The organism is Pseudomonas sp. LB1P83 (assembly GCF_054897885.1).
The window spans coordinates 3253568-3273231 of the sequence record NZ_CM142709.1 but is presented as its reverse complement, the minus strand read 5'-3'; the positions used below and the strand labels follow the sequence as shown (position 1 = coordinate 3273231).

Sequence of the window (19664 nt, the reverse complement as noted above, 5' to 3'; positions counted from 1 at the left end):
TACGACGACTTCGTCGCCGGACGCAGCCTCGCAGGCTCGACAGCTGCTACAGAGCGTGCCGTTTCAGTCTTTTTCATGTGACCGGTGGTCGATGAACCGGTCTCGCCCGGTAATTTGCGCTTAGCTGTAGGGATAACCCGAGGCGCGCGTAGGCATTCCGTTGTCACAGCGACGCCCCTTCAGAACACCGTGAGTCTGAGGAAATTTGCAATGCTGACCCTGAACATCAATGGCAAGGATCAGGAGCTGGATGTCCCCGCGGACATGCCGCTGCTCTGGGTCTTGCGCGATGTCGCGCACCTGACGGGCACCAAATTCGGTTGCGGCATGGCCCAGTGTGGCGCCTGCACCGTGCACGTCGACGGCGCGCCGCTGCGTTCCTGCATCACACCCGCCACTGCGGTGGCCCACGGGCAAAAAATCCTCACTATCGAAGGCCTGTCCACCGACGGCTCGCACCCGGTGCAACAAGCCTGGGCCGAACTCGACGTGGTGCAGTGCGGTTACTGCCAGTCCGGGCAGATCATGTCCGCCGCTGCGTTGCTGGCGAAGATCCCCAAGCCCACCGACAGCGACATCGATCAGGCGCTCTCCGGCAATATCTGCCGTTGCGGCACCTACCCAAGGATCCGTGCCGCGGTCAAACGCGCCGCCGAGATCGGTTGATGCCACGTTGACGGGAGCCTGAACCATGAACAGCATCAACCCTGTATCACGTCGAGGTTTTCTCAAGGGCAGCGCACTGTTGGGCGGTGGTCTGGTGGTGGCGTTCGTCATCCCCGGCACTCATCGCTTTGCCTTGGGGGCGGAGAATGAAGGCAATACTTTCGCGCCCAATGCGTTTTTACGGATCGGCAACGACAACGTCGTCACCGTGCTGCTCGGCCACTCGGAAATGGGCCAGGGAATCTGGACCGGCCTGACCATGTTGATTGCCGAAGAGCTGGACGCCGACTGGTCAAAAATCCGCGTCGAACATTCACCCGCGTCGGCGGCGGATTACGGTATGGCGGGGTTCGGCGGGATGCAGATCACCGGCGGCTCGACCTCGACCTGGATGGAGTTTGATCGCTATCGTCAGGCTGGGGCGGCAGCGCGTTTGATGCTGGTCGATGCGGCGGCCAAGCGCTTCAACGTCGCGCCCTCGGCGATTCGCACCGAATCCGGCGTGGTCATTGCCGGCGACAAACGCGCGACCTACGGCGAACTGGCGGACGACGCCGGCAAGCTGCCGGTACCGGACCCGGCCTCGATCAAGTTCAAGGAGGCCAAGGACTGGAAACTCATCGGCAAACCCACCAAGCGCCTGGACACCCCGGAGAAAATCACCGGCCGGGCCAAGTTCGGCATGGACGTGCAATTCGATGGCTTGATGACTGCCATGGTCGCCCGTCCACCGGTGTTTGGCGGCAGCGTCAAATCTTTCGAAGGCGCCGAAGCGCTGGCCGTGCCGGGCGTGCACAAAGTCGTGCAAGTGCCTACTGGCGTGGCGGTGATTGCCGACCATTACTGGGCGGCGAAGCTTGGGCGCGATGCGCTGAAAGTCGAGTGGGACCTGGGGCCGAACGTCGGCCTCGACAGTCAGAAACTGCTGGAGAGCTTCCGCAAACTCGCAGCCATCCCCGGCACCTCGGCCAGTAAGGCCGGCGATACCAGCTCTGCGCTGGGCAAAGCCGCCAAGACCATCGACGTCGAATACAGCGTGCCGTACCTGGCTCACGCGCCGATGGAACCGCTCAATTGCACGGTGAAAATCTCCAAGGACAAGTGCGAGATCTGGACCGGCACGCAGTTCCAGACCCTGGACCAAATGATTGCGGGCAAGATCACCGGGCTCAAGCCCGAACAGGTTGAAATCCACACTGAATTTCTCGGCGGCGGCTTCGGTCGTCGGGCCAATCCGACCTCCGATTTTGTCGCAGAAGCGGTGCAGGTGGCCAAGGCGGCAGGCGCGCCGGTGAAAACCGTCTGGTCCCGGGAGGACGACGTGCGCGGCGGTTACTACCGTTCGGCGTTCCTGCATCAGGCACGCATCGGGCTGGACGCGGGCGGCATGCCCATGGCCTGGAAGCATGTGATGGTCGGTCAGTCGATCATGGCCGGCACCATGCTCGAGGCAACTATGGTCAAGGACGGTGTCGACAAGACCTCGGTCGAAGGTGTTGCCGATAGCCCATACCTTAAGGGCATGGCCAATCACCAGGTGGAACTGCACTCGCCGACAACCGGCATCAGCGTGTTGTGGCTGCGTTCGGTGGGGCACAGCCACACGGCGTTTGTCATGGAGTCGTTGATCGACGAGCTGGCAGAGGCGGCCGGCAAGGACCCGGTGGAATACCGGCGAACCTTGCTCAAGGCGCATCCACGGCATTTGGGCGTGTTGAACCTTGCCGTCGAGAAAGCCAACTGGAAAGCGCCATTGCCGGACGGTCACGCGCTGGGTGTGGCGGTGCATGAATCCTTCGGCAGTTACGTGGCCCAGGTCGCTGAAGTGTCTCAGGACAACCTGAAAATCCGCGTGCACCGGGTGGTGTGCGCTGTGGACTGCGGGATTGCGGTCAACCCGATGAGCATCGCTGCGCAAATGGAGTCCTGCATCACCTTCGGCCTCGGCTTTACCTTGCACAGCAAACTGACGTTCAAGGACGGCCAGGTGGTGCAATCCAACTACCACGACTATCAAGTGCTGCGGCTGAACGAAATGCCGGTGGTTGAAGTGCATATCGTGCCGAGCACCGAAAGGTCCGGCGGTATCGGCGAGGCCGGCGTCCCACCCACGGCACCGGCAGTGGCCAACGCGGTGTTCGCCCTGACCGGGCAACGCTTGCGGGAACTGCCGTTGCAACTGTCGGGGGTGTGACATGAAACGACATCTGATTCTTGGCACGGTGGTGTTGGTCGGCCTGGCCGTCTATGCCGAGCACGTGCTTGCTGACGACAAGGAAGCCATCAAGGCGTTTGATACGGTGCAGAAGGTGTTCCAGAGCCCACGTTGCCAGAACTGTCATATCCCGGGCGATTCGCCGTTGCAGTTCGACGCCGGGATTCTTCATGCAATGAGCGTGGTGCGCGGGATGGACGGCAAGGGCGCTGCCGGTTTGCCCTGCGCGACCTGTCACGCCGAGACCAATCCGCCCGCCAGTTACGGGCCGCATACACCACCGGGAGCGCCGCATTGGAGCTTGCCGCCAGCCGCGCACAAGATGGCCTGGATCGGTCTGCCGGCCGATAGGTTGTGCGCGATGATCAAGGACCGTTCCAGTAATGGTGACCGTGATTTCGCGGCATTGATCAAGCACGTCAGTGAGGACAAGCTGGTGCTCTGGGGCTGGAATCCGGGCGAGGGAAGGGCGCCGGTGCCGGTGCCCCACGACATTTTCGTCACCCAATTCAAGCTGTGGGCTGACGCGGGTGGGCCGTGTCCGGTGCAGGGCAGTTGACCGGCGGTCCGTTAACAGGGAGTCAATCCGGGTACGCACGACTCTAAAGTGCATATCTGCCAATGGAGTGAGTAATGCTGATCCCAGGCAAACCGGTCAAGCGAGGTGCTTGCACAGACCCGATGCGTTCGCCACTTAAGGAGCGTGAACGGCTGCGCGATCTGGCTCGTAAGGCCGAGCAAGAGCTGATGGGTGTGCAGATGGCGAGTATGGACGAGTTGACGCTGTTGCCCAACCGTCACGGGTTTACAGCGCTGGCCCAACAAGGGCTGGACGCCTGCCAGCAGTTGGCATTACCGGCCACGCTACTGTTTTTCGATCTCGATAATTTCAAGCAAATCAATTACCTGTACGGTCGAGCAGAGGGCGACAACGCCCTGAAAACCTTTGCTGACGTGTTGCGCATTGCCTTTCGCGAAAGCGATGTGATCGGCCGACTGGGTAACGACAAGTTTGTCGCTCTGCTGACAGGGGCGAGCGTTGTAGAGCTGCCTGCGATCATGGCACGCCTCGAAGAAATACTCGCCGAGCGCAATGCCACGGCGAATCGCAGTTTTGCCATTCGTTACAGCATTGGCCAGATCGAGTTTAATCCTCGGCTAAATCAGACAGCCGAAGACGTGCTGGCCCTGGCCGATCAGGCGATGCACGCCACTCATCATTCTTGAGTGGCGCGGTGCAAAACCGATGTAACCTGCCCGGCGGCTCTCAACAACCGGCCGTCATCCCTGAACTTCCCGATCATCTGTAGTCCGATCGGCAGGCTGCCTTCCGCGCGTTTGAGCGGAATATTGACCTGCGGCCAGCCAAACGCGCCCCAGAACTTGATGAAATCCGACGGTCCGGTGCTTTCCAGACCCATGGGCGCAACCATCCCGCACGAGGCGCCGAGCATGGCGTCGAAGGGTTGGCAAAGCTCATTCAAGCGTGGGGCGAGGGTGGCCAGGCGCGCCTTGGCAGCGGATTCCTGTTCCCATGTTGTCGCTGCCGCACGCTCAAACATGGCCAGTGTCGAGGGGCTCAATTGGGTCCGGTGTCGTTGAAACTCCTTCGCCAGCGAGCGGGCACCTTCGCAATCGTTAATCAGCTGATGGTCGTCGAATACACCGGCAAACTCGTCGGGCAGTTGCAGTTCGCTCACGTGATGGCCAGCGCGGCTCAACTGATCGGCTGCCTGCTCCAGAGCGTGGGCCACCTCGGGGTCCACCTGATCCCAGCGCGACGTGCGGCAGAAGCCTAGTCGCAGTGGACGCCGCTCGACGTCCGGCACGACAAAACCGGGAATCAACACGCGCGCCACGAGGTGCAGATCGCGTACCGATCTTCCGTACCAACCCACGGTGTCGAAGCTCGGCGCCAGCGGTTTCACACCTTCCAGCGACACCAGTCCCAGCGACGGTTTGTAAGCGAAGAGGCCGCAGTAGGATGCCGGCTTTAGCAATGAGCCAGCGGTCTGGGTACCCAGCGCCAAGGCGAAGAAACCCGCCGCCATCCCGGCCGCCGAACCCGCGCTGGAGCTGCCTGGCGTGCGAGCGAGGTCGTGGGGATTGCGGGTCGGACCGGTGTGCATGTAAGCAAACTCGGTGGTGTGAGTCTTGCCCATGACCAGCGCGCCGGCCTGGCGCAACAGCGTCACCACGTGGGCGTCCCGGGCGGGTTGATGGCCGGTGTAAATGGGTGAGAAGAATTGCGTGGGGTAGGCGGCGGTGTCGAAGATGTCCTTGATGCCTACGGGTATGCCGGCCAACAGGCCACGACCGTTGTTCTGCGCAGCATCGGCGCGTACCTGCCGGGCGTCGAACGAAACGAAGGCCTGGATATCCGGCTCCTGCGCCTGGATGCGCTCAAGGAAGGATTCTGCGATGGCGGCCGCGGTCGTATCGCCATTGACCACCGCTTCACTGAGGGTGGTGGCGTCAAAGTCCGGGCGGATCATTTGGCAAACACCTGAGAGATGTCCTTGAAAGCCTTGAACTCCAAAGCGTTGCCGCAGGGGTCGAAGAGAAACATCGTGGCTTGCTCACCCACTAAACCCTGAAAGCGGATGCCGGGCTCGATCACAAAGCGTGTACCGAGGTCTTTCAAACGCTCCGCCAGCGCCTCCCATTCCTCCATTCCCAAAATCACACCGAAATGCGGCACCGGCACGTTATGACCGTCCACGGCATTGGTGTGTGCGGCTTCCTGAGAGGCGTTTTTCGGTGCCAGGTGAATCACCAGTTGATGGCCGAAAAAGTTGAAGTCGACCCAGTGGTCGCTGGAACGGCCTTCTTCCAGGCCGAACACTTCGCCATAGAAACGCCGGGCAGCGGCCAAATCGTAAACCGGGATAGCCAGGTGAAAAGGGGAGAGTTGCATGAGGTTCGCCTTCTTGTTGTTTGGGGACGAGGCTAAGTTTAGCGCTATGCTTTTTGATTGAAAGACGATAGTTTTTGCGTCGAGCACAAATAATTTCGATCAATCGAGAATGCCTATGCTGCGCGAATTGAAAACCTTCATTGCCGTGACGCGCTACGGCACGTTCGCGGCCGCCGGGATGCACATCGGCCTGACGCAGTCGGCGGTCAGCGCGCAGATACGCAATCTGGAACAGGCGCTGGGCATTCGCCTGTTCGATCGCACCGGGCGTCAGGCGGTTCTCAATGCCGCCGGGCAACGGGCCTTGCCGATGGCGCAGGAAATCCTCGAGACATTCAGCCGCATGGCCGTCAGTGATGATGTCAGCGAGTATCGCGGCGAGCTGAAAATTGGCGCGGTGGCCACGGTCCAGACCGGGTTGTTGCCCCAGGCATTTTTGCGGTTGAGGCAGCAGGCGCCGTTGCTTGAGCCGAAACTGGTGCCGGGTGTGTCATTGAACCTGTTGAGCCAGGTGGACACCGGGGAGGTCGACTTGGCGATATTGATCAAGCCGCCGTTCGAGCTGCCCAAGGAGCTGTCGGCGCAGGTTATCCGCCGGGAACCGTTTGTGTTGATTGTGCCAATGGACCTTGAGGGCAATGACCCGTTGCAGGTCCTCGCGAGCCACCCGCACGTGCGCTACGACCGCAATTCATTTGGCGGTCGCCTGGTGACGCGGTTTTTGCGTGAGCAGCAGATTGAAGTGCACGTGGCGCTGGAACTGGATGAACTGGAAGCCATCGTGAAGATGGTCGAATGCGGGCTCGGCGTTTCACTGCTGCCCGAGGCCGGGTTATGGCTTGAGCATGGGGCGAAGGTCAGGATTATCCCGTTGGGCGAGTTGACGTTCTATCGGGAGATTGTGCTGTTGCAGCGTTATAGCCAGCGGATGCAGCCGATTCAGCAGCTTTTTGCCCGGTGCCTGACCCAAACCGAGGACTAGCCACAAACCCCTGTAGGAGCGAGCCTGCTCGCGATGGCGTCATGTCAGACGACATCGATGGTGAATGATCAATCGCTATCGCGAGCAGGCTCACTCCTACAGGGGATTTGCATCACGCCTGAAATCTCAGGCACAAAAAACCCGCCTGTCGAGGCGGGTTTTTTATGGGCTAGCGGAAGATTACTCTTCCAGGCTACCCATCGCAGTGGTGTTGAAACCACCGTCTACATACATGATTTCGCCGCTGATGCCGGACGCCAGGTCCGAGCACAGGAAGGCGCCGGCGTTGCCGACTTCGTCGATGGTGACGTTGCGACGCAGCGGGGTTTGCGCTTCGTTGGCGGCCAGCATCTTGCGGAAGTTCTTGATACCCGAAGCAGCCAGAGTACGAATCGGGCCGGCCGATACGCAGTTGACGCGGGTGCCGTCCGGGCCCAGGGAGCCGGCCAGGTAACGCACGCCAGCTTCCAGCGAAGCCTTGGCCATGCCCATCACGTTGTAGTTCGGCATGGTGCGCTCAGCGCCCAGGTACGACAGGGTCAGCAGGCTGCCGTTGCGGCCTTTCATCATTTCGCGGCCGGCTTTAGCCAGGGCCACGAAGCTGTAGGCGCTGATGTCGTGAGCAATGCGGAAACCTTCACGGGTGGTGGCTTCGGTGAAGTCGCCGTCCAGTTGGTCGCCCGGGGCGAAGCCGACGGAGTGCACGATGCAATCCAGGCCGTCCCACTTCTTGCCCAGTTCAACGAAGACCTTGGCGATTTCTTCATCGCTGGCCACGTCGCACGGGAAGCACAGGTCAGGGTTGGAACCCCAGCTTTGTGCGAACTCTTCGACACGACCCTTGAGTTTGTCGTTCTGATAAGTGAAGGCAAGCTCAGCGCCCTCGCGATGCATGGCGGCAGCGATGCCGGATGCGATGGACAGCTTGCTGGCGACACCGACGATCAGTACGCGCTTACCGGCGAGAAAACCCATGTGTTGCTCCTCTCTTTCAGGTTATTGCGCAGTGGCTGGAGCCAGGAAAGCGGCTTCCAGCAACTGCTGTGTATACGGATGTTGGGGGGCGGCAAAGATACTTTGCGCGTCTCCCTGTTCGACCACTTGGCCATGCTTGACCACCATCAGCTGGTGGCTCAGCGCCTTGACGACAGCCAGGTCATGGCTGATAAACAAATACGTCAGGTTGTACTTGGTTTGCAGTGAACGCAAAAGCTCCACCACTTGGCGTTGCACAGTGCGGTCGAGGGCCGAAGTCGGCTCGTCCAGCAAAATCAACGCCGGTTTTAGCACTAATGCCCGGGCAATGGCGATTCTCTGCCGCTGCCCGCCGGAAAATTCATGGGGGTAGCGGTTCCGGGTTTCCGGGTCCAGACCTACCTCCTTCAATGCCGCAATAATCGCTTGTTCCTGTTCCGCCTCAGTGCCCATCTTGTGGATCCGCAGGCCTTCGCCGACGATCTGACTCACGCACATCCGCGGGCTCAGGCTGCCGAACGGGTCCTGGAACACCACCTGCATTTCCCGGCGCAACGGCCGAACCTCGCCCTGCGTCAGGCAGTCTAGCTGCTTGCCTTCAAAACGGATGGCGCCTTTGCTGCCGATCAGCCGCAAAATCGCCAGACCGAGTGTCGACTTGCCCGAACCGCTTTCTCCCACAATCCCCAGGGTCTGGCCCTGGGGCAGGCTGAAATTGATCCCGTCCACCGCTTTGATGTGGTCGACGGTCTTTTTCAGAAAGCCTTTCTTGATCGGGAACCAGACTTTCAGGTCCTCGACCTGCAGCAGCGGCGGGCCGATTACGTTCGTCGCCGGCTTGCCGCTGGGCTCCGCTGCCAGCAGTTCCCGAGTGTACGGATGCTGCGGCGCGCGGAACAACTCTTCGCACGATGCCTGTTCGACGATGCAACCGCGCTGCATGACACATACGCGATGCGCAATTCTTCGCACAAGGTTCAAATCGTGACTGATCAGTAGCAATGCCATGCCCAGACGGGCCTGCAATTCCTTGAGCAACTCGAGGATTTTCAGCTGAACGGTCACGTCCAGCGCGGTGGTCGGTTCGTCGGCGATCAGCAACTCCGGCTCGTTGGCCAGGGCCATGGCGATCATCACCCGTTGACGCTGGCCGCCGGACAATTCATGGGGCAGGGCCTTGAGACGTTTCTCCGGCTCTGGAATGCCAACCATCTCCAGTAACTCCAGCGTGCGCTTGGTCGCGACTTTGCCGATCAGGCCCTTGTGGGTGCTCAACACCTCATTGATCTGCTTCTCGATCGAGTGCAGCGGATTGAGCGAGGTCATCGGCTCCTGAAAGATCATCGCGATCCGGTTGCCGCGGATGTGGCGGATGGTTTTCTCTTTCAGGCTCAGCAGGTTTTGCCCGGAATACTCGATGGTCCCCGACGGATGCCGGGCGAGCGGGTAGGGCAGCAGGCGCAGGATCGAGTGTGCGGTCACCGATTTGCCGGAACCGCTTTCGCCCACCAGCGCCAGGGTTTCGCCACGCTTGATGTCGAAGCTGACACCTTCCACTACCCGCTGACAGTGATCGCCGACGACGAATTCGACGGCCAGGTCGCGCACTTCGATCAGATTGTCCTGATTCATTTCACTTCCTCGGGTCGAAGGCATCGCGAGCGGACTCGCCGATGAACACCAGCAAACTCAACATCAACGCCAACACCGCAAACGCGCTCATACCGAGCCACGGCGCTTGCAGGTTGGATTTGCCCTGGGCCACCAGTTCACCCAACGACGGTGCGCCCGGCGGCAAACCGAAGCCCAGGAAGTCGAGCGCGGTCAGGGTACCGATGGCGCCGGTCAGAATGAACGGCATAAACGTCATGGTCGAGACCATGGCATTGGGCAGGATGTGGCGGAACATGATCGCACCATTCTGCATCCCCAGCGCCCGGGCCGCACGCACGTATTCAAGGTTGCGGCCGCGCAGGAACTCGGCGCGCACCACGTCCACCAGACTCATCCACGAGAACAGCAGCATGATCCCCAACAGCCACCAGAAATTCGGCTGCACGAAACTGGCGAGGATGATCAGCAAGTACAGGACCGGCAGCCCGGACCAGATCTCCAGGAAACGCTGCCCGGCCAGATCCACCCAGCCGCCATAAAACCCCTGCAAGGCGCCGGCAATCACGCCGATGATCGAGCTGAGAATGGTCAGGGTCAGCGCAAACAGCACCGAAATCCGGAAGCCGTAAATCACCCGCGCCAACACATCGCGGCCCTGATCGTCAGTACCCAGGAGGTTGTCGGCTGACGGTGGCGCGGGCGCCGGGACCTTCAGGTCGTAATTGATGCTTTGGTAGCTGTAGGGAATCGGCGCCCACAGCACCCAGGCGTCTTTGGCCTTGAGCAGTTCGCGGATATATGGGCTCTTGTAGTTGGCTTCCAGCGGGAATTCGCCGCCGAACGCGGTTTCCGGGTAGCGCTTGAGCGCCGGGAAGTACCAGCCGTTGTCGTAATGCACCACCAGCGGTTTGTCGTTGGCAATCAGCTCGGCGCCGAGGCTCAGGCCGAACAGCACCAGGAACAGCCACAGCGACCACCAGCCACGCTTGTTGGCCTTGAACAGTTCGAAACGTCGGCGATTGAGCGGGGACAGATTCATCTCAATGCTCCCGGCTTTCGAAGTCGATGCGCGGATCGACAAAGGTGTAGGTCAGGTCACCGATCAATTTCACCACCAGGCCGAGCAAGGTGAAGATAAACAGCGTGCCGAACACCACCGGGTAATCGCGATTTATCGCCGCTTCGAAACTCATCAAGCCGAGGCCATCCAGGGAGAAGATCACTTCCACCAGCAACGAGCCGGTGAAGAAGATCCCGATAAACGCCGACGGGAAACCGGCGATCACCAGCAGCATGGCGTTGCGGAACACATGACCGTAAAGCACGCGGTGATTGGTCAGGCCCTTGGCCTTGGCGGTGACCACGTACTGTTTGTTGATTTCGTCGAGGAAGCTGTTTTTGGTCAGCAGGGTCATGGTTGCGAAGTTGCCGATCACCAGTGCTGTCACCGGCAATGCCAGGTGCCAGAAGTAATCGAGGATCTTGCCGCCGGTGCTCAGTTCATCGAAGTTGTTCGAGGTCAGCCCCCTGAGCGGGAACCAGTCCAGGTAGCTGCCGCCGGCGAACACCACGATCAGCAGGATCGCAAACAGGAATGCCGGGATCGCGTAGCCGACGATGATCAACGAGCTGGTCCAGACGTCGAAGTGGCTGCCGTGTCGCGTCGCCTTGGCGATCCCCAGCGGGATCGACACCAGGTACATGATCAGCGTGCTCCACAGCCCGAGCGAGATCGACACCGGCATCTTTTCCTTGATCAGGTCGATGACCTTGGCGTCGCGGAAAAAGCTGTCACCGAAGTCCAGGGTGGCGTAGTTCTTGATCATGATCCACAAGCGTTCCGGCGCCGATTTATCGAAGCCGTACATGTGTTCGATTTCCTTGACCAGCATGGGGTCCAGGCCTTGCGCGCCGCGATAGGCGGAGCCGGCCACCGAGACTTCGGCACCGCCGCCGGCAATGCGGCTGGTGGCGCCTTCGAAGCCTTCGAGCTTGGCGATCATCTGCTCTACCGGCCCGCCGGGGGCGGCCTGGATGATCACGAAGTTGATCAACAAAATGCCGAGCAAGGTCGGAATGATCAGCAGCAGTCGCCGAAAAATATACGCCAGCATCTGATTACTCCGTGCCCGCAGGGTCGGCTTGCAGTTTGGTTTCGACTTCTATCGCCGGTGTCGCGTCAGGCTTGACCCACCAGGTGTTCGTGCCGATGTCGTATTTGGGAGAGACTTTCGGGTGACCGATGTGGTTCCAGTACGCCACGCGCCAGGTTTTGATGTGCCAGTTGGGGATCACGTAATAGCCCCATTGCAGCACGCGGTCCAGTGCCCGGGCGTGAGCGACCAGGCTTTTGCGCGAATCGGCGTTGATCAGCTGCTCGACCAGTTGATCGACCACCGGATCCCTGAGGCCCATGGAATTGCGGCTACCGGGCTTGTCGGCGGCGGCGGACATCCAGAATTCGCGCTGTTCGTTGCCCGGTGAGTTGGACTGCGGGAAGCTGCCGACGATCATGTCGAAGTCCCGTGAACGCACGCGGTTGATGTATTGCGAGACGTCGACCCGGCGGATCACCAAGTCAATGCCCAGGTCGCTGAGGTTGCGCTTGAACGGCAGCAGCACGCGTTCGAATTCGGTCTGGGCCAGCAGGAATTCGATGGTCACCGGTTTGCCGTTGGCGTCGACCATCTTGTCGTCGACGATCCGCCAGCCAGCCTCTTGCAGCAATTGGTAGGCCTTGCGCTGCTGGGTGCGGATCATGCCGCTGGCATCGGTCATCGGGTTCTGGAACGCTTCGCTGAACACCTGCTCGGGAATCTTGCCGCGGAACGGGTCGAGGATCGCCAGCTGATCGGCGTCAGGCAGGCCGGTCGCGGCCATTTCCGAGTTTTCGAAGAAACTGCGGGTGCGCACATAGGCACCGTTGAACAGTTGCTTGTTGGTCCATTCAAAGTCCAGCAACAACGTGAACGCCTGGCGCACGCGCACGTCCTGGAACACAGGGCGGCGAAGGTTGAACACAAAGCCCTGCATGCCGGTCGGGTTGCCGTTGGGGATCTGTTCCTTGTTCAATCGGCCTTCGGTGACCGCCGGGATGTTGTAGGCGTTGGCCCAGTTCTTCGCGCTCATCTCCAGCCAGAAATCGAACTGACCGGCCTTGAGGGCTTCCAGCGCCACCGTGTTGTCGCGGTAGTAGTCGGTGGTCATCACGTCGAAGTTGTAGAAACCACGGTTGGCCGGGAGGTCCTTGCCCCAGTAATCCTTGACCCGCTCATAGCGTATCGAGCGCCCGGCCTTCACTTCGGTGACCTTGTAGGGGCCGCTGCCCAACGGGATTTCAAGGTTGCCTTTGTTGAAATCGCGGTTCGCCCACCAATGCTTCGGCAACACCGGCAACTGGCCGAGGATCAGCGGCAGTTCGCGGTTGTTGGTGTGCTTGAACTTGAAAAGCACGGTGAGCGGGTTTTCGGCGACCGCTTCCTCGACATCGCTGTAGTAACCGCGATAGAGCGGGGCGCCGTCCGTGGTCAGCATCTGGAAGCTGAACACCACGTCTTCGGCGCGGATCGGATGACCATCGTGGAAGCGCGCTTCAGGACGCAGGTAGAAGCGCACCCAGCTATTGTCCGGAGCTTTCTCGATCTTGCCGGCGACCAGCCCGTATTCGGTGAACGGTTCGTCCAGACCCTGTTTGGCCAGGGTGTCGTAGATCATGCCGATGTCGTCGGCCGGCACGCCTTTGCTGATGAACGGGTTGAGGCTGTCGAAGCCGCCGAACCCGGCCTGGCGAAAGATCCCGCCTTTGGGCGCGTCGGGGTTCACGTAGTCGAAATGCTTGAAGTCGGCCGGGTATTTCGGCGGCTCGTTGTACAGGGTCACGGCATGTTGCGGGGCGGCGCAGGCCAGCCCGGCGAACAGCAGACCGCTGGCCTGCAAGAGCAGGGCGCGTACGGGTTTCATCGATCTTTCTCCGAAGATTTCAGCCACCAGGCGCTCAGACCCAGGGTGTAGGGCGGCGTGGTGACGAAGGCGAACCGGTTGCGGTAGGCCAGGCGGTGATAATTGAGGTACCAGTTGGGAATGATGTAGTGCTGCCACAGCAAGACCCGGTCCAGGGCTTTGCCGGCGGCGACTTGTTCGTCGCGGGTTTGCGCGGCTAGCAGTTGTTCGAGCAGGTGATCGACCACCGGGTTGGCGATGCCGGCGTAGTTTTTACTGCCCTTGACCCCGACCTGGCTGGAATGGAAATACTGCCATTGCTCCAGTCCCGGGCTGAGAGTCTGGTTTTGGGTCATCAGGATCATGTCGAAATCGAACTGGTCCAGACGTTGTTTGTACTGGGCGCGGTCGACGGTGCGCAGCCGCGCGTCGATGCCAATGCTGGCGAGGTTCTCGACGTAAGGCTGAAGGATGCGTTCCAGGTTCGGGTTGACCAGCAGAATCTCGAGCTTGAGCGGTTGACCTTTGGCGTTCTCGATCCGTTGACCATTGAGCTTCCAGCCGGCCTCGGCGAGTAGCGCCAGGGCCTTTCGCATTGTTTCACGGGGAATGCCGCGTCCATCGGTCTTGGGCAGGCTGAACGGCTCGGTGAAGAGCTTGGCGGGCAACTGCTCGCGATACGGCTTGAGCATCAGCCATTCGTGCCCGACCGGCAGGCCTGTCGCGGAGAACTCGCTATTGGGGTAGTAACTCATGGCGCGCTTGTACGCGCCGCTGAACAGGGTGCGGTTGGTCCACTCGAAGTCGAACATCAGCCCCAGCGCTTCACGGACGTTGGTCTCGGAGAAGGCCGGGCGCCGGCTGTTCATGAACAGGCCCTGGGTCTGGGTCGGAATCTGGTGCGGGATCTGCGCCTTGATCACGTCGCCGCGGCGCACGGCCGGGAAGTTGTAACCGTTGTCCCAATTCTTCGCCTGGTGTTCGATGTAAATGTCGAATTCGCCGGCCTTGAAGGCTTCGAAGGCTACATCGCTGTCGCGGTAGAACTCGACTTCCATGCGATCGACGTTGTACTTGCCCCGATTGACCGGCAGGTCCTTGCCCCAGTAATCCTTGACCCGTTCGAAAATGATCTGACGTCCCGGTGTTACCGACGTAATGCGATACGGCCCGCTGCCCAGTGGCGGTTCGAAGGTGGTGGCCTTGAAATCACGCCCTTTCCAGTAATGCTGCGGCAGCACCGGCAATTCGCCCAGGCGCAGGATCTGCAACGGATTGCCGGCGCGCTTGAAGACGAATCGAATGCGCTGCGGATTGAGGATGTCGACCCGCAACACTTCCTGAAGGCTGGTGCGGTACTGCGGATGGCCTTCCTTGAGCAGCAAACGATAGGAAAACGCCACGTCGTAGGCGGTAATCGGTGTGCCATCGTGGAACCGCGCTTCGGGGCGCAGGTTGAACACGACCCAGCTGCGGTCTTCGCTGTATTCCACCGATTGGGCGATCAGGCCATAACTGGAGGTCGGCTCACCGCCTGACGGCGCGTACTGGCCAGTGCCGACCATCAACGGTTCGTTGAGCTCGTTGATGCCGTACTGCAGGAAGTTGGGGGTGGAAACCGGGCTTGAACCCTTGAAGGTGTAGGGGTTGAGCGTATCGAAGGTGCCAAACGCCATCACCCGCAACGTACCGCCCTTGGGCGCTTGCGGGTTGACCCAGTCGAAGTGGGTAAATCTGGCCGGGTACTTGAGCGTGCCGAACTGCGCATAACCGTGGCTTTCGCTGATCGTCGCGCTAGCGGGGGAGCTCAAGGCCAGGCTGATCAGGAACAGGAGGAGGGGACGCTTCAAGTCAGAGATCCGATCCAGGCGGCTTGGGCTTTGTGGCCCGTACAGTAACAGCTTGTATCGACAGGAAAAAGACACTGGCTTAATGCGTTGTTAATTACACGCGCGACCCTTGTAGCAGCTGGCGAACTGTGGCGAGGGGATTTATCCCCGTTCGGCTGCGCAGCAGTCGTTAACCCTATAAATGCGTAGTGCGAATGAAATGCTGAGGGCCGCTTCGCAGCCCAACGGGGATAAATCCCCTCGCCACAGTTCGCCAGCTGCTATGGATTTGAACAGGACTTTGGGGCAAAAAAAAACCCTGAAATCAGGGGCTCGTTTTTAGCGCGGTGAAGACACCGTCAACATCTGCCCAGGCTTGAGAGCCTGACCGACACGCGGGTTCCAGCGCTTGAGGTGTTGCATTTCAACGTTGAAACGTTTGGCAACCATGTACAGCGAATCGCCTTGCTGAACCTTGTATTGGGTCTGCGGCTTTTCCTTGGCGGCTTTGCTGTTGGTCTTGCTGTTCGCCGCCACGACGGTGTTGACGCGACCGCTGCTGCTGCTGCGCTTGTTGGTGTCCTGCATCACCAGGGTCTGGCCGACCTTGAGGTTCTTGCCGGTCATCTTGTTCCAGCGTTGCAGGTCCTTGACGTCGACCTTGTTGGCCTTGGCGATGGCGGCGAGGTTGTCGCCACGTTTTACGCGGTAGGCACGTTTGAGGCTGGCGATTTCGGATTCATCAGCACCTTCAAAGACCGGCTTGAGCGACTTCTTGCTGATCAACTCTTCAGGACGCATGGTCGAGAGGCTGGCTGTCAGCAGTTGCGCCTTGGACGTTGGCACCAGCAAATGCTGGGGGCCGTCGATGGTGGTGCGCTGTTTGAAGGCCGGGTTGAGCTGGAACAGCTCGTCTTCGTCGATGTTGGCCACCGCGGCGACCTTGGACAGGTCCATACGCTGGTTGATTTCGACGACCTGGAAGTACGGTTCGTTGGCGATCGGGTTGAGGTTCACGCCATACGCTTCGGGGGCCAGTACGACCTGGGACAAGGCCAGCAATTTCGGCACGTAGGCCTGGGTTTCGGCGGGCAGCGGCAGGTTCCAGTAATCGGTCGGCAGGCCGAGTCTTTCGTTGCGCTCGATAGCGCGACTGACCGTGCCTTCACCAGCGTTGTAGGCCGCCAGGGCCAGCAGCCAGTCACCGTTGAACATGTCGTGCAGGCGGGTCAGGTAATCCATGGCCGCGGTGGTCGAGGCGGTGATGTCGCGACGGCCATCATAGAAGCGGGTTTGACGCAGGTTGAAGTAACGCCCGGTGGAGGGAATGAATTGCCACAATCCAACCGCGTTGGCCCGGGAATAGGCCATCGGGTTGTAGGCGCTTTCAATCACCGGCAACAGCGCCAGTTCCAGCGGCATGTTGCGTTCTTCAAGGCGTTCGACAATGTAGTGAATGTAGAGGCTGCCGCGTTCGCCGGCGTTTTCGAGGAAGGACGGGTTGCTGGCGAACCATAGGCGCTGTTGCTCGATGCGCGGGTTGACGCCCAGGCTGTCCTGCAACTGGAAGCCTTGGCGCATGCGCTCCCAGACATCTTGTGGTATTTGCGGAGTCGGTTTTTCGCTGAGCCAGATAGGTTTCTGCTTGGCGCGAGCGGCGATATTCGGAGTGTGTGTCGCTTCGGTCTGCGGCACATGGCTGGAACAGCCCGCCAGAGTGGCGGACACAGCCACCGCTATGGCTTGAGCCAAGCGGGTCAATGCGTCTGAATTGATGGCTTTACGAATAGATGACGACATTGGCTGGAAGTATGTTCCGGGCAAAAATGTCGGGCGATTCTAGAAAGCGTACCCCTTGCGGTCAACCATTCAGAATTTTTGTACCAACGGGCCGGCTACTTAGAACTTATCTTTCCAAGCCCGAAGAGCAGCAAAGACCGCACTCGGAGCCCGGTTTTGGGTTCCATTCCGTTCGTCCACTTTTTCTTTAACGGATGTTTCGTCGACACGCAAAAACGGGTTGGTCAGCTTCTCAAGCGCCAAAGTAGAGGGCAGCGTCATGATTCCGGCTGCACGTTGCGCGGTGACTTTTTCCAGACGTGCGGCGGTGTCAGGGTTGCCCGGTTCGACCGCTGCGGCGAACTTCAGGTTGCTCAGGGTGTATTCGTGGGTGCAGTAGACCAGCGTATCTTCAGGCAGAGCAGCGAAGCGGCTCAGCGAGGTGTGCATTTGCTCCGGCGTGCCTTCGAACAATCGCCCGCAACCGGCGGCAAACAGGGTGTCGCCGCAGAACAGCAGGCCGTGATGGTAATAGGCAATATGTCCCAGGGTGTGTCCGGGAACGGCAAAGACGTCGAACTCCCAGCCCAGCACGCTGACGCGGTCGTTATCCTTGAGCGCCACGTCCCGCGCCGGGATGGTTTCGCTGGCCGGGCCGTAGACTGTCGCGTCCGTCGCTTTTTTCAGCTGCTCGACGCCGCCGACATGATCATGATGGTGGTGAGTGACCAGGATATCGCTCAATACCCAACCCGGATGCGCTGCCAGCCAGGCTTGCACGGGCGCAGCATCACCCGGATCGACCACGGCGCAGCGCTGGGTGTTGTGGTCTTGTAACAACCAGATGTAGTTGTCGGTGAAGGCGGGCAGGGCACTGATCTGTATCATCGTCGGATTCGCCAAGCGGAAAACAATGGCGCATCTTAGAACTTCCTGGCGCGTTGGAGAATGCAATGACTGATAAAGCGTTCGCTCAGGCCGATCCTGACTGGCTGGCATTGATCAGCGCAGCCCGTGAATGGCTGTCCGGCCCGATCGGGCAATTTCTGCTGGACGAAGAGCGTCGCATGCTCGAAGACGAGCTGGGCCGCTTCTTCGGTGGTTACCTGGTGCATTACGGTCCGTCCGCCCAGACGCCGCCGTCGGCACCCCAGGTTCAGCGCAATGTGCGGCTTGGTGCGCCGTTGCCGGGTGTCGAGATTGTCTGCGAAGAGCAGGCCTGGCCGTTGAGCGAGCATGCCGCTGATGTGGTGGTGATGCAGCACGGTCTGGATTTCTGCCTGTCGCCCCACGGTTTGCTGCGTGAAGCCGCGAGCAGCGTGCGGCCCGGCGGGCATCTGCTGATCATCGGAATCAATCCCTGGAGCAGCTGGGGCTTGCGCCATGTGTTCGCGCACGACGGCTTGCGCAAGGCTCGCTGCATCTCGCCGTCGCGGGTCGGCGACTGGCTCAATCTGCTGGGCTTCGCGCTGGAGAAACGCCGCTTCGGGTGCTATCGTCCGCCGCTTGCGTCACCCGCCTGGCAGGCTCGTCTGGCCGGTTGGGAGCGCAAGGCCGGTGACTGGCAACTGTCGGGTGGCGGCTTCTATTTACTGGTTGCGCGCAAGATCGTGGTGGGCCTGCGGCCCGTCCGCCAGGAACGGCGCGAACCGATGGGCAAGCTGATTCCATTGCCGATGGCCAAGGTCAACCGTCGCAACATCGAGCCGTAACACATTATTTATTTCCCGGTCGGGTTTGCCCCGGCCTCGGGCATCGTCGGTCACTGATCGGCGAGCCACCGCATTTTCTGGATAGATTGGCATGAGCGATAGCGTAGAACTCTTCACCGACGGCGCCTGCAAAGGCAACCCTGGCCCTGGCGGCTGGGGCGCATTGCTGGTGTGCAAAGGCGTTGAAAAGGAACTGTGGGGTGGCGAAGCCAATACCACCAACAACCGCATGGAGCTGATGGGCGCGATCCGCGGCCTGGAAGAACTCAAGCGTTCCTGCGACGTGCTGCTGGTGACCGACTCCCAGTACGTGATGAAAGGCATCAACGAGTGGATGGACAACTGGAAGAAACGCGGCTGGAAAACGGCGGCGAAGGAACCGGTCAAAAACGCTGATTTGTGGAAGCTGCTGGATGAGCAGGTCAACCGCCACAACGTCACCTGGAAATGGGTGCGCGGGCACATCGGCCACCACGGCAACGAACGGGCCGACCAACTGGCCAACCGTGGCGTGGATGAAGTGCGTGGGTACAAGCAGGCTTGATGATTCCACCGATCCCTGTGGGAGCGAGGCTTGCCCGCGAAGAAGGCGCCGCGGTGTGACAGAGTGACCGCGTTATCGTTCTTCGCGAGCAAGCTTCGCTCCTACAGGGCGTCACAGCATCAAGATTGCGGTGGCCAGTTGTCGGTCTGAATACTGATCGTTGACCATCCCGCGAATCCGCAAAAACGCCGCCTCGATTCGCGCCCCGTATATCGTTCCCTCGCTCGCCACAAACGCCGCCGCATCATCCTTCGCCGCCAGCACAATCTTGTCATCGCTGAATGACCCGCTGGTGCCTTTGCTCGAGCTCAGCGTCACACTCAACGTCACGTCAGTGCTGATCACCAAACTGGTGGCATGGGCGCCTGTGCCCAGCAGACAGGTACTCAATAATAGGAATCGTGCGGTCTTCATGGCGGACTCAATCCCTTGGAAACAAGCCCCGCACGCTAACAATCCGTTCTGCTCCAGACTTTATGAACATTGCTAATG

At 60.3% G+C, this 19664-nt stretch carries 18 protein-coding genes; 7 read left to right on the top strand and 11 right to left on the bottom strand.

The genetic code is table 11. The features are described from left to right. The first annotated feature begins 210 nt into the window (after nt 1-210). The 4 genes from ACYZTY_RS14960 to ACYZTY_RS14945 all read left to right on the top strand — a co-directional run bounded on the left by ACYZTY_RS14960 (nt 211) and on the right by ACYZTY_RS14945 (nt 4108). Nucleotides 211-666 (top strand): (2Fe-2S)-binding protein, encoded by a 456-nt coding sequence (locus ACYZTY_RS14960; RefSeq protein WP_010459764.1) that lies wholly within the window; start codon nt 211-213, stop codon nt 664-666. A gap of 25 nt (nt 667-691) precedes the next feature. Next, nucleotides 692-2860: a xanthine dehydrogenase family protein molybdopterin-binding subunit gene (locus ACYZTY_RS14955; protein WP_461959162.1), complete on the top strand. Its 2169-nt coding sequence runs from the start codon at nt 692-694 to the stop codon at nt 2858-2860. A gap of 1 nt (nt 2861) precedes the next feature. Next, nucleotides 2862-3440: a hypothetical protein gene (locus ACYZTY_RS14950; protein ID WP_461959161.1), complete on the top strand. Its 579-nt coding sequence runs from the start codon at nt 2862-2864 to the stop codon at nt 3438-3440. 74 nt (nt 3441-3514) lie between these two features. Beyond that, nucleotides 3515-4108, top strand: coding sequence for a GGDEF domain-containing protein (locus ACYZTY_RS14945; RefSeq protein ID WP_461959160.1), 594 nt, complete (start codon nt 3515-3517; stop codon nt 4106-4108). On the opposite strand, the gene ACYZTY_RS14940 is transcribed toward ACYZTY_RS14945, so the two are convergent. Together ACYZTY_RS14940 and ACYZTY_RS14935 are read right to left on the bottom strand one after the other, a co-directional pair. Then, nucleotides 4099-5376, bottom strand: a complete 1278-nt coding sequence (locus tag ACYZTY_RS14940; protein WP_461959159.1) for an amidase — start codon at nt 5374-5376, stop codon at nt 4099-4101. The two genes, ACYZTY_RS14945 and ACYZTY_RS14940, sit on opposite strands and share 10 nt — an antisense overlap. Beyond that, nucleotides 5373-5798 (bottom strand): VOC family protein, encoded by a 426-nt coding sequence (locus ACYZTY_RS14935; protein WP_461959158.1) that lies wholly within the window; start codon nt 5796-5798, stop codon nt 5373-5375. The genes ACYZTY_RS14940 and ACYZTY_RS14935 overlap by 4 nt, the downstream gene beginning before the upstream one ends. 115 nt (nt 5799-5913) lie before the next feature. Between ACYZTY_RS14935 and ACYZTY_RS14930 the strand changes: the two genes are divergently transcribed. After that, nucleotides 5914-6780, top strand: a complete 867-nt coding sequence (locus ACYZTY_RS14930; protein WP_461959157.1) for a LysR family transcriptional regulator — start codon at nt 5914-5916, stop codon at nt 6778-6780. A gap of 180 nt (nt 6781-6960) precedes the next feature. Here ACYZTY_RS14930 and fabI read toward each other — a convergent pair whose 3' ends face one another. The 8 genes from fabI to gloB form a co-directional block, all read right to left on the bottom strand. Continuing rightward, complete coding sequence (gene fabI, locus ACYZTY_RS14925; RefSeq protein WP_008152082.1) at nt 6961-7755, bottom strand: enoyl-ACP reductase FabI; 795 nt, start codon at nt 7753-7755, stop codon at nt 6961-6963. A 21-nt stretch (nt 7756-7776) separates the two neighbouring features. Continuing rightward, complete coding sequence (locus ACYZTY_RS14920) at nt 7777-9387, bottom strand: ABC transporter ATP-binding protein (RefSeq protein WP_461959156.1); 1611 nt, start codon at nt 9385-9387, stop codon at nt 7777-7779. 1 nt (nt 9388) lies between these two features. Beyond that, nucleotides 9389-10408, bottom strand: coding sequence for an ABC transporter permease (locus tag ACYZTY_RS14915; RefSeq protein ID WP_010459784.1), 1020 nt, complete (start codon nt 10406-10408; stop codon nt 9389-9391). Between the two features lies 1 nt (nt 10409). Further along, the gene (locus ACYZTY_RS14910; RefSeq protein WP_010459785.1) at nt 10410-11483 is read right to left on the bottom strand and encodes a microcin C ABC transporter permease YejB; all 1074 of its coding nucleotides are present in this window, start codon (nt 11481-11483) and stop codon (nt 10410-10412) included. A 4-nt stretch (nt 11484-11487) separates the two neighbouring features. Further along, nucleotides 11488-13329 (bottom strand): extracellular solute-binding protein, encoded by a 1842-nt coding sequence (locus ACYZTY_RS14905; RefSeq protein ID WP_461959155.1) that lies wholly within the window; start codon nt 13327-13329, stop codon nt 11488-11490. Continuing rightward, entirely contained in the window at nt 13326-15158 is a 1833-nt protein-coding gene (locus ACYZTY_RS14900; RefSeq protein ID WP_461959154.1) for an extracellular solute-binding protein, read from the bottom strand. The genes ACYZTY_RS14905 and ACYZTY_RS14900 overlap by 4 nt, the downstream gene beginning before the upstream one ends. Before the next feature lie 318 nt (nt 15159-15476). Continuing rightward, nucleotides 15477-16937, bottom strand: a complete 1461-nt coding sequence (locus tag ACYZTY_RS14895; RefSeq protein WP_461959153.1) for a transglycosylase SLT domain-containing protein — start codon at nt 16935-16937, stop codon at nt 15477-15479. A gap of 99 nt (nt 16938-17036) precedes the next feature. Beyond that, complete coding sequence (gene gloB / locus ACYZTY_RS14890; protein WP_461959152.1) at nt 17037-17804, bottom strand: hydroxyacylglutathione hydrolase; 768 nt, start codon at nt 17802-17804, stop codon at nt 17037-17039. 65 nt (nt 17805-17869) lie between these two features. On the opposite strand from gloB, the gene ACYZTY_RS14885 reads away from it, so the two are divergent. Further along, nucleotides 17870-18628: a class I SAM-dependent methyltransferase gene (locus ACYZTY_RS14885; RefSeq protein WP_131062911.1), complete on the top strand. Its 759-nt coding sequence runs from the start codon at nt 17870-17872 to the stop codon at nt 18626-18628. A gap of 91 nt (nt 18629-18719) precedes the next feature. After that, on the top strand, nt 18720-19172 hold the full coding sequence (rnhA, locus tag ACYZTY_RS14880) for a ribonuclease HI (RefSeq protein ID WP_008028618.1): 453 nt from the start codon (nt 18720-18722) through the stop codon (nt 19170-19172). A gap of 111 nt (nt 19173-19283) precedes the next feature. Here the strand turns inward: rnhA and ACYZTY_RS14875 are convergent, their stop codons facing one another. Beyond that, nucleotides 19284-19586, bottom strand: a complete 303-nt coding sequence (locus ACYZTY_RS14875) for a DUF2388 domain-containing protein (RefSeq protein ID WP_461959151.1) — start codon at nt 19584-19586, stop codon at nt 19284-19286. Between the last annotated feature and the right edge of the window lie 78 nt (nt 19587-19664).

Bases quoted from the DNA above. Each gene is read 5' to 3' on its own strand.
- ACYZTY_RS14960 (WP_010459764.1), top strand. From the start codon at position 211: ATGCTGACCCTGAACATCAATGGCAAGGATCAGGAGCTGGATGTCCCC.
- ACYZTY_RS14955 (WP_461959162.1), top strand. From the start codon at position 692: ATGAACAGCATCAACCCTGTATCACGTCGAGGTTTTCTCAAGGGCAGC.
- ACYZTY_RS14950 (WP_461959161.1), top strand. From the start codon at position 2,862: ATGAAACGACATCTGATTCTTGGCACGGTGGTGTTGGTCGGCCTGGCC.
- ACYZTY_RS14945 (WP_461959160.1), top strand. From the start codon at position 3,515: ATGCTGATCCCAGGCAAACCGGTCAAGCGAGGTGCTTGCACAGACCCG.
- ACYZTY_RS14940 (WP_461959159.1), bottom strand. From the start codon at position 5,376: ATGATCCGCCCGGACTTTGACGCCACCACCCTCAGTGAAGCGGTGGTC.
- ACYZTY_RS14935 (WP_461959158.1), bottom strand. From the start codon at position 5,798: ATGCAACTCTCCCCTTTTCACCTGGCTATCCCGGTTTACGATTTGGCC.
- ACYZTY_RS14930 (WP_461959157.1), top strand. From the start codon at position 5,914: ATGCTGCGCGAATTGAAAACCTTCATTGCCGTGACGCGCTACGGCACG.
- fabI (WP_008152082.1), bottom strand. From the start codon at position 7,755: ATGGGTTTTCTCGCCGGTAAGCGCGTACTGATCGTCGGTGTCGCCAGC.
- ACYZTY_RS14920 (WP_461959156.1), bottom strand. From the start codon at position 9,387: ATGAATCAGGACAATCTGATCGAAGTGCGCGACCTGGCCGTCGAATTC.
- ACYZTY_RS14915 (WP_010459784.1), bottom strand. From the start codon at position 10,408: ATGAATCTGTCCCCGCTCAATCGCCGACGTTTCGAACTGTTCAAGGCC.
- ACYZTY_RS14910 (WP_010459785.1), bottom strand. From the start codon at position 11,483: ATGCTGGCGTATATTTTTCGGCGACTGCTGCTGATCATTCCGACCTTG.
- ACYZTY_RS14905 (WP_461959155.1), bottom strand. From the start codon at position 13,329: ATGAAACCCGTACGCGCCCTGCTCTTGCAGGCCAGCGGTCTGCTGTTC.
- ACYZTY_RS14895 (WP_461959153.1), bottom strand. From the start codon at position 16,937: ATGTCGTCATCTATTCGTAAAGCCATCAATTCAGACGCATTGACCCGC.
- gloB (WP_461959152.1), bottom strand. From the start codon at position 17,804: ATGATACAGATCAGTGCCCTGCCCGCCTTCACCGACAACTACATCTGG.
- ACYZTY_RS14885 (WP_131062911.1), top strand. From the start codon at position 17,870: ATGACTGATAAAGCGTTCGCTCAGGCCGATCCTGACTGGCTGGCATTG.
- rnhA (WP_008028618.1), top strand. From the start codon at position 18,720: ATGAGCGATAGCGTAGAACTCTTCACCGACGGCGCCTGCAAAGGCAAC.
- ACYZTY_RS14875 (WP_461959151.1), bottom strand. From the start codon at position 19,586: ATGAAGACCGCACGATTCCTATTATTGAGTACCTGTCTGCTGGGCACA.